The organism is Rhodohalobacter halophilus, from assembly GCF_001715195.1.
GTDB classification, from domain to species: domain Bacteria; phylum Bacteroidota; class Rhodothermia; order Balneolales; family Balneolaceae; genus Rhodohalobacter; species Rhodohalobacter halophilus.
The window spans coordinates 18,993-27,637 of sequence record NZ_MDWE01000015.1 but is presented as its reverse complement, the minus strand read 5'-3'; the positions used below and the strand labels follow the sequence as shown (position 1 = coordinate 27,637).

At 42.4% G+C, this 8,645-nt stretch carries 3 protein-coding genes; all 3 read right to left on the bottom strand.

The features are described from left to right. The coding region (locus tag BG260_RS05420; protein WP_069130949.1) for a right-handed parallel beta-helix repeat-containing protein at window positions 1-5,628 on the bottom strand (5,628 nt) is incomplete at its 3' end. Window positions 5,629-5,900: 272 nt separating this feature from the next. Beyond that, a complete protein-coding gene (locus BG260_RS05415) occupies window positions 5,901-6,473 on the bottom strand; it encodes an ECF-type sigma factor (protein WP_069130948.1) in 573 nt (190 codons plus the stop codon). Between the two features lie 111 nt (window positions 6,474-6,584). Continuing rightward, window positions 6,585-8,594, bottom strand: coding sequence for a tetratricopeptide repeat protein (locus BG260_RS05410; RefSeq protein ID WP_069130947.1), 2,010 nt, complete (start codon window positions 8,592-8,594; stop codon window positions 6,585-6,587). Window positions 8,595-8,645: the final 51 nt, after the last annotated feature.

Genomic DNA, 8,645 nt, shown 5'->3' with positions numbered 1-8,645 from the left:
TTGATCAGAAAGCAGAACCTCATCAACGGTTACGGATACAGTAACGGATTCAGCCACAGTATTCGATACCATAAACGCATACTCTCCGGGGTTACCGGTCACATCAGGCGACACAAACTGCGCGCTTCCGCTCACCTCAATTTGAAGATCTTCCGGATTAAATCGGTCGATCGGATTACCCAGTGAATCCGACAGCTGAACGACCACCATCGATCGGTCTTCTCCGTCAGCCAGGTGTGGGGAGGTTGCAGTTACGGTGGAGGAATCTGCGTCAACTGTGGCAAGAGGAGGCTCTGTTGTTCCTTCGCCATACTTTAGAACGGTTCCACCTCTGCCTGACGCCCAACCAAACAGGTCATTCACAAACTGAACATCGTAAAGCTGCGTACGGTCGCTTGAGCCGGGATATTCAACAGTCCAATTTGTACCGCTGTCACTTGTCGTCAGAATAGTGCTGTTGTTTCCAACAACCCACCCTGTTTGATCGTCGGCAAAACTGACACTCGTTAGGTCCGCTTGGACCATTGAATATTGCTGCTCCCAGGAATTTCCTCCGTCATTTGTTGTTACAATTAATCCTCTTGAACCCACAACAAACGCCCGGTTCTCATCCACAATGTCAACCCCCGAAAATCTTGCCCCGTTAAACTCTGATGACCAGGATATTCCACCATCCTCAGTAATAAACAGTCCCGCTCCCATTTCGGTTTGATTGTAAACGGCAATCATACCGTAGTTCTGATCGTAAAAATCGATATCCTGAATTGAAATATTCTCCTGTACCGCCACTTCTGACCAGCTCTCTCCCCCATCGGTTGATTTATACAGACTGCTTCCACCGACAAACCCGATGTTCTCGTCCACAAAATAGATCTTATTCAGGTTTATTGATCCTTCAGCAGCGGTATTAACCGTAATCTCTTTCCAGTTTTCACCACCATCAACGGTTCGAAGTACGGTTCCAAATGGAGAGACGGCCCATCCATGGGTTTCATCAATGAAGTGAATATCACTCAAAAAGTTATCGTTTGAGAAATATTGATTGCTCCAGTTTTCACCCGAATCATCCGTGCGGAGAATGACGGTTTGATTGTCAGCAACTCCATCCCCAAAAAATGATGAGATCAGCCATCCGGTACTCTCATTTATAAAATGCACTGCCGGAACATCTGCATACTGGTTCCATTGCCCCATCCCGAAATCGACATCCACCAAATTCCAGTTGCTCTCTGCCGATTTAAACTCCACGTTCGGCTGTTGTGCAAGTTCTACTCCATTAATCGTAACAGATACCGGAACCGTTTCAGCAACATGATTGGCTATATAAAGGCGGTATCGTCCATCCGTAAACTGAGGCTCAACTTCCCCCACAAGTCCAGCATTTCCGGCTGAAATTTCAAAGTCGTCCGTTGTCAATCCAGTAATTGGATCAGAGCTTGAACTGTAGACTTCAACTTCAACCTGAGCCTGATCCTGTCCATCAGCCCAATGTGGTGAAGTAACATTTACGGTAGAAATTTCTGCATCGGGAATAAAATCTGCCTCAGTAACTTCCCTGAATGCAATCATACCCCGATTATTGACCCCCAGGTAAGCTCTTTCATTTATTACAACAGGGGAAGTTAAACTGCTAAACCCGTCGACTCTAAATCGTTCCGTACCACTTGATTTATCAAGTCCCAAAAATCTTCTGTTTCCGCTTATCGTTCCGCTTGTACTCACATAAACCAAATCGCCGGCTATAACCGGAGAACTGTTTGGAAGAGATATTGAACCAAAGTCTGCTGTAAATTGAGTTGACCAATATTCTGTACCGGTATCATAAGCGAGTGCAAAAAGTTCTGCATCACCGCCTGAACCAACATAGAGCGTATCATTGTAAACGGCTGCGGATGTTGCCCTGTCTGTAACTTTTTTACTCCATTGTACTTCACCGGTAGATTTATCAAATGCATAAAAGTCCATCTCTCCAAATCCGCCCGTACTTGCATAGACAAATTCATTGTAAACAACCGGTGTTGAAGAGAATGAATTGGCTCCTTCGAATGACCAAATCAATCTCTCTTCGTTCGACATATCATCGCCGGTAATATCAAGTGCATAGAGTGAGTTGTCATTGCTTCCGATGTATAGAACTCCTTCCGAAATAGCCGGTGATGAGAATATACTTGAACCTGTTGGAAAGCTCCAGAGATCGTTACCCGTTTCGGCATCTACAGCATATACCTGCCCATTTGTTGTACTAAATACGCCAAAGTAGACTATTCCATTTGCCACGGTAGGATTTGAACGAATCTCCCCCTCTGTAGTAAACCTCCAAATCTCTTCTCCGGTATCTTTGTCAAGCCCAAAAAGGATCCCATCCGAATTGCCTGCAATCAATATATCCCCAAAAAGTGCAGGGGATGTTCTTACACTGTTGTCTGTTTGAAACTCCCATTTTAACTCCCCAGTCTCTTCATTAACAGCATATATACTATTACTGTTACTACCAAAGTACACAACGCTTTCTGCTACCACCGGTGATGATGCCATCCATGCATCCACCCCATATTCCCACAATGTTCGTAATTCAACGGTTTCAGGGCCGGACAGAAAATCAGCGGCAGAAGTATTATCGGAGTTAAATTGATACTGTGTCCAACCGGGTTCAACAGATACGGTTTGCTCAGGCAATCCCTCAACCGATACCGAATATTGCCCCGGCTCATTAATCTGGTAGAAAAACTGAATGACATCACTGCCGGGAAATTCAACATACCCCTCTGCTTGTTGCACTTCTACACCATTTACACTCAGAGTTGCATAATAGCTGCCCGGAATCTCACCAATATTGTCCGCAACCGCCTGTATATTTACAATCCCGCCCGTGAAGATGGCCCCTGATGAGATGGATTGATCCCTGAACTCAACGGTAGCCTCTCCTGGTTCCGGTCCACCAGGCTCATCACCACTATTGGGATCCTCCGTCAGCCATGGATCGAACCGTACATTTTCTGAAACTGAGTCGCCCGAACCATTCGCAATCACCTCTGTTTGTGGATCTGTTGCTCCGCCGGATGGCCCGGATGCATCTCCCCACCAATTTCCAGGAGCCATCAAATTCCCAGACCCGTTATTCACAACACCGCTTCCGTTGCCGGTAATGATGTTCTCAAACAAGCTGCTGTCATTTACGCCGCCTGTAATCAAGAACCCTTCGTTTGTATTATTGCGAACAGCATTAGAATCAGCTACAAAGTAACTGTTCAGTTCGGCTCCTATACTATTTTCTTCAATTCTGTTACCGACCAACTCTGCATTTTCAGTCTGTAATTTTATTCCCGTACCGATATTTCTGACAATCACATTATTGGTCAGGGTAATATCATCAGAGGAACTAAAACCGGATACAGTTTCAATTCCATTCATCTGAAACTCACTGATTTGATTCTCAATAATGGAAATAGAATTTGCCCTGCTCAAGTAGATTCCGTTCGAATCCCCTCCGGTCAGTGTATTGGAAAGTATTTCAGTTGAGTCACTGCGGCTGATACGGATAGCATCGTTACCGGCTTCATAAATCTGATTGTCTGTAATAATGCTGTTATGACTGTTTTGATCAATGTCGATTCCATAGCCATTTCTTAGCGCATTAATTGTGTTCTCTCTGAATACCAACCGTGGTGATAGCTTTGCAAAAGCACCGCGAAAAATGTTCACTCCTTCCGTGCGGTTAATCGTATTATTCACAATGGCAACATCTTCACTCCTGCTAATTTCAAATCCTTTCCGAGCATTCGAAAACGTACTATTTTGAACCGTCACATCTACAGAGTTCATAATTTCAATAAGCCCGGTATTCTGATCCTGGATATCACCGACTCCCTCTACCGTAATATCATCTATCAATACATTTTGGCTGTGTAAAACATGAACACCAACAAAAATATTACTCATTGAGTAATTTTCAATTGTAGCATCCGAAACATCAAACAGAATAATTTGCCCCGCATTTGGATCGATTATGGGATTCATCTCCCCTTTGATGTAGACAAGCGGTTGCCCCGCCACCGTATTTCTTTCAATAATATGATCGTACTCGCTGTATTCATTTGCCGATGAGTACAAAAATATACCGGTCTCCATTGTGTTGTCTCGAAGAATCACCTCTTTCGTACTGTTGAACCGGACATCCACTTTATTCCCGCTGAAGGTGTTCTCCCGTATTGTAATATCGTCACTTACATTCCCCACATAGATTCCAGCATACTCGTTGTCTGATATGATATTATCATAATATTCAGTTCTGAATGTGGTACTAACTCCCGAGTTATTCCTTCTGATTTCGTTTCCGTAGACCTCAGAATCTCCGCCATTATCTATTCCATAGGAAGTATTATCCGTAACAATATTATTGGAGATGGTAGAAAATCTTGACCCAATGATACCCGTACCTCGATTGTTTATCACTCTGTTGTTGTCGATTGTCACACGGCTAACATCCCTCCAACTAATCCCATCACTGTTATTTCCGGAAATGGTATTCCCTCTGATAACTGCAAACTCACTTGCACCGCCTCTTGAATCAAAAATTCCGTATCCCTCGTTGTTGGTGATGTCATTGTCGAGAATTTCCACACTCTCCGAACTGACGATGTTGATGCCATTCCCGTTTCTTGTCCCGGTATTTGTTGTACCGTCAATTTGATTTAAAATAACCTGTGCATTATCAGAAGAGCGTACAATGACTCCTTCTAAATTTGAGATTGAACTGTTTTCACGAATAACCGATATCGGGCTGTTATCAATAAATATTGCACGTGCATCTACCCCATCAATGGTATTATTGGATATGATAGCCCCTTCAGACTCCCATACAGATATTGCTCCACTCGACAGAGTAGACAAGGGGCTGTTTTTTAAATTCCTGACATCATTATTATCAATCACCGCTCCCGGAGAGTGAGAAACCTGAACAGGAACAGATACATCGAAAAAAGAGAACCCGGACACATTCACATTTGTAGAGTTGTTGATGATAACCTGCCCTGCATCTTCCGGAATTTGCGGATTATCTTCATCCGTAGTGTAGAAGAGCACTTTCCCGTCTGCAAAAATATTACCCTCTATATTATGTGTAAACCTTGAGACTGCCGTACTCACATTTGTCGTATTAAAACCTACACCGCCAGACAACAAATTGTCGAGGATGGCGATGTTTGTAGCATTGTTGAGTTCAATATCAAGACTCTCCCCTCTAAACTCGTTGTTGATGATACGATGGCCATCCCCTCTGATGTATAAAGCTTCGGCCGAGTAGCCGTCCAGGATAAGATTATCAAAAACAATATTATTATTCCCTGAAAGCACGTTAAAGACATACGAACCGCCGGTAACTACAGCAGGATTATCAGGGGCTTGTGATGTTATTGTAACATCCCCCCTTCGAATGAAAAACCCTGCAGTATGCTCTCCGGGTTCCAGACAGATCGATTCACCGTCAACTGCACCGGCAATTACATCTGAAAGGTTATCACTTACTGAAGCTACAACATCACAGGATATTTGCGCCGTAGCAAATTTGGGAAGAGACAGGACAAGAAGTAAAAGCCAGCTTAAGTGCAGCAGGTTTTTAAAAATATTCATTCTGTAGTGATTTAATTTTCACGCATTTACAGCATGAGAAGACAGTCTTTATTTGTAATAGCGTAAAAGGGTTCGCTAAACTGTCATCAAATCACCAAATTTTTATGAACTCACAGCAAAGATGTGACTACTCAATACTTGTCTCTTGTTTTCCGGAATAACTGATCCCTTCATATCTTCTAAAACCTACACGTCAGATAATGTGTAACTCCTGATTTTTGGAAACGAAAAAACTGAATTAGGCGGGCAGAGTTCGGTAAGATCGCTTCAATTTACTCATCCTCTAACCCTTTTAGTTCTTTGTAGAGCCAGCCGCGAGCTTTTAGCCAATCTCTGTGAACTGTACTCTCAGATATTTCAAGAACATCCGCAATGTCTTTGATTTTCATCTCGCCAAAGAATTTCATCTCAACAATTTGGCTTAGTCGGGGATTGAGTTTTTCCAGGCGTTTCATTGCATCGTCAATGTCGATCAGCTCCTGCAAATCTTGTTTTTCCGACTGCACCAGTCCGTCTACATAGGTGTGTTTATCAAAATCCCGTCCTCTCTTTACGGCATTCTTTCTGCGGGCATAGTCGATCAAAATCTGACGCATACATTTGGAACAAATGGCCATAAAATGACTTCGGTTCTGGTAATCTACCTCAGCCTGATTGATCATTTTCAGATAGGTTTCATGCACCAATTCCGTTTTGGTATAGGTATGCTCTCCTCCTTCCCGGTTCATTTTTGCACTGGCAATTTTGCGCAACTGCTGGTACACCAATGGATAGATCTGATCGTATACGTCTTCCTCTTCCCCTACTCTTTTCAAGAGTTGAGTAACGTCTTCCTTTTCCGACATGTAGATGACACCTAATGAATTTATCTTAAATTCTTTTGCTCATTAGATAACAATTTTTCACTCTATAGACAATACTGTTTTTGTTTGAAACTGAAAAAGCTGTACCACTTTTCAATCACTTAAGAGTGCCCTTGCTTTCTCAAACTGATCTGTTCGGTGGAACACCTCAATCAAAAACTCTTTAAATGTCTCATTACTTCGCTCTCCTCTATATTGAATCTCCCAGCGATTGATAAGTTCTTGTAAACTACCCTCTTTGTTATAGAGATCAACAAGCTCTCTGTAAGCAATTGCTTTTTCCGGTCTGATGCTTCGTGCCCGTTCAAACGATAGAGATGCTGAACGAAAATCTCCCTTCATTCGCTGAATTTTTCCAAACAAAATATGAGCTTCATAGTACTGAGTAAATATAGAAATAGCCCTGGATATGTGTTTTTCAGCTAAACTCAAACTTCCGGATTCATAAAACATTTCTGCCAGAAAAAAGTGAAGTGTTGCAGAATTCTCATATGCTTCTACCATTTCAAGTAAATTCTGCTCTACACTTTCCTGAGGATAGTGTTGATTTAAAAACTGAAAACTGCGTTGAACAGTGTCTTCATAATGTTCATACTCCTCCTCTCGCTCATCAATATCAGCATAAATACCCTCGTTATTCAGCTGTTCCATTGTCCCCTGCCGAATTTCTGCTATCTCCAAAATACCTCTCTCCAATGCTCTCAGAGCATATTCATGAGCCTGTTCCAAATTCTCATCCAATTCAAGATCTGCCATCAACAACCAGGCTAATGATTCATCAATTCCACTGTCAATGACTTCGGAAAGCAACTCTTTAGCATTCTTCTTTTCACCCAATTGATAATACGCATGGCCTATTCGGGTTCCTGCTATCCTCAGCATCTGTTCAGATTCAATCTCTTCAAATGCAATTATGCTCTCATCCCACTTATTCTGCATTTGAAGAATATCACCCAATAATTCAAGCAGTTTCTCATTCCCCGGATAATCCGACCGTATGTTCTGTAATTGATTCTCTGCTGATGAGATATTTCCTTCGGCCAGATAGGATTCCGTAATCGCAATATGGACAGAAAGTTGATCGTCAGTTACATTCAACAGCTCGTTTAAAACCTCTCTTTCATCACTGTACTCCTCCAGAATTTTATAGGTGGAAGCCAGTTCATCCAATGCTTCACGATCACCCGGAAAATTTTCAAGAAGCCATTTAAGTGCCCCCGCCTTTTCCTGAATGTACATTCTCTGCTCCTGCACATTTACAAGTTTCCAATACACATCCCGATCTTGAGAAAACTGCTCAATCAATTCAGCTATAACCAGTTCCGCCTCACTGCCTCTTTGATTAGCAATCAAAATATCCGCGTAGGTAAATGCAGTCTCTTTATTGTTCGGATTTTGATTATACAGCTGACGGTACTCTTGTAACAAACCGTCCAGGTTTTCCAACCGATAATAAATATTTGCTTTCATTCGGATCAAGTCCGGATCATCTGCAACTCTCTCTTCAGCCTCTTCAACAAGTGCCAGTGCTCTCTCCCACTCCTCTTGCTCCATATAGATGTAAATTCTGTTCTTTAGAGCATCGGTGTGATCGGGTCGTAAGCGTAGAACCGTATCAAGTGATTCAACCGCACGCTGGAAATCTCTATTTTGATAGGCAAGTGAACTTTTATACAGTTCTGTATCAATCCAGCGGTCTCTAATCTTCAATTCGGTAATGTTCAATGCATCAGAAAATTTATAATCTTCATAATACCTGAATAATTGCCGGAAATATTCCGATGCACTTTCAGGCTGATTCTGCATCAATAAAGCCTCCCCTGCAACCCATAAAAATCCGCCTTCACTGTCAAAACGCTCATAGGCTTCCAGTGCGGTTGTTTCAGCTAAAATGGGAAACTCCTCCTCCAGGTATGAGATTGCCAGCAGAAGATAACTCTCCATGTGAGCCGGATTGTTTCTTTTGGCAGCTTCAAAATAGTTGATCGCCAAATCATATTGCCCATTTTGATAACTCGAAATGCCTCTTTCAAAATCTGACGTTTGCGCATTCACCGCGAGCGGTATCAAAACTGCAAGTGATAATACAATCAATTTTTTCATAAAACTGCCAAGTCGATTAAATCACAAATAAAGAGATTGAAACTATACAGA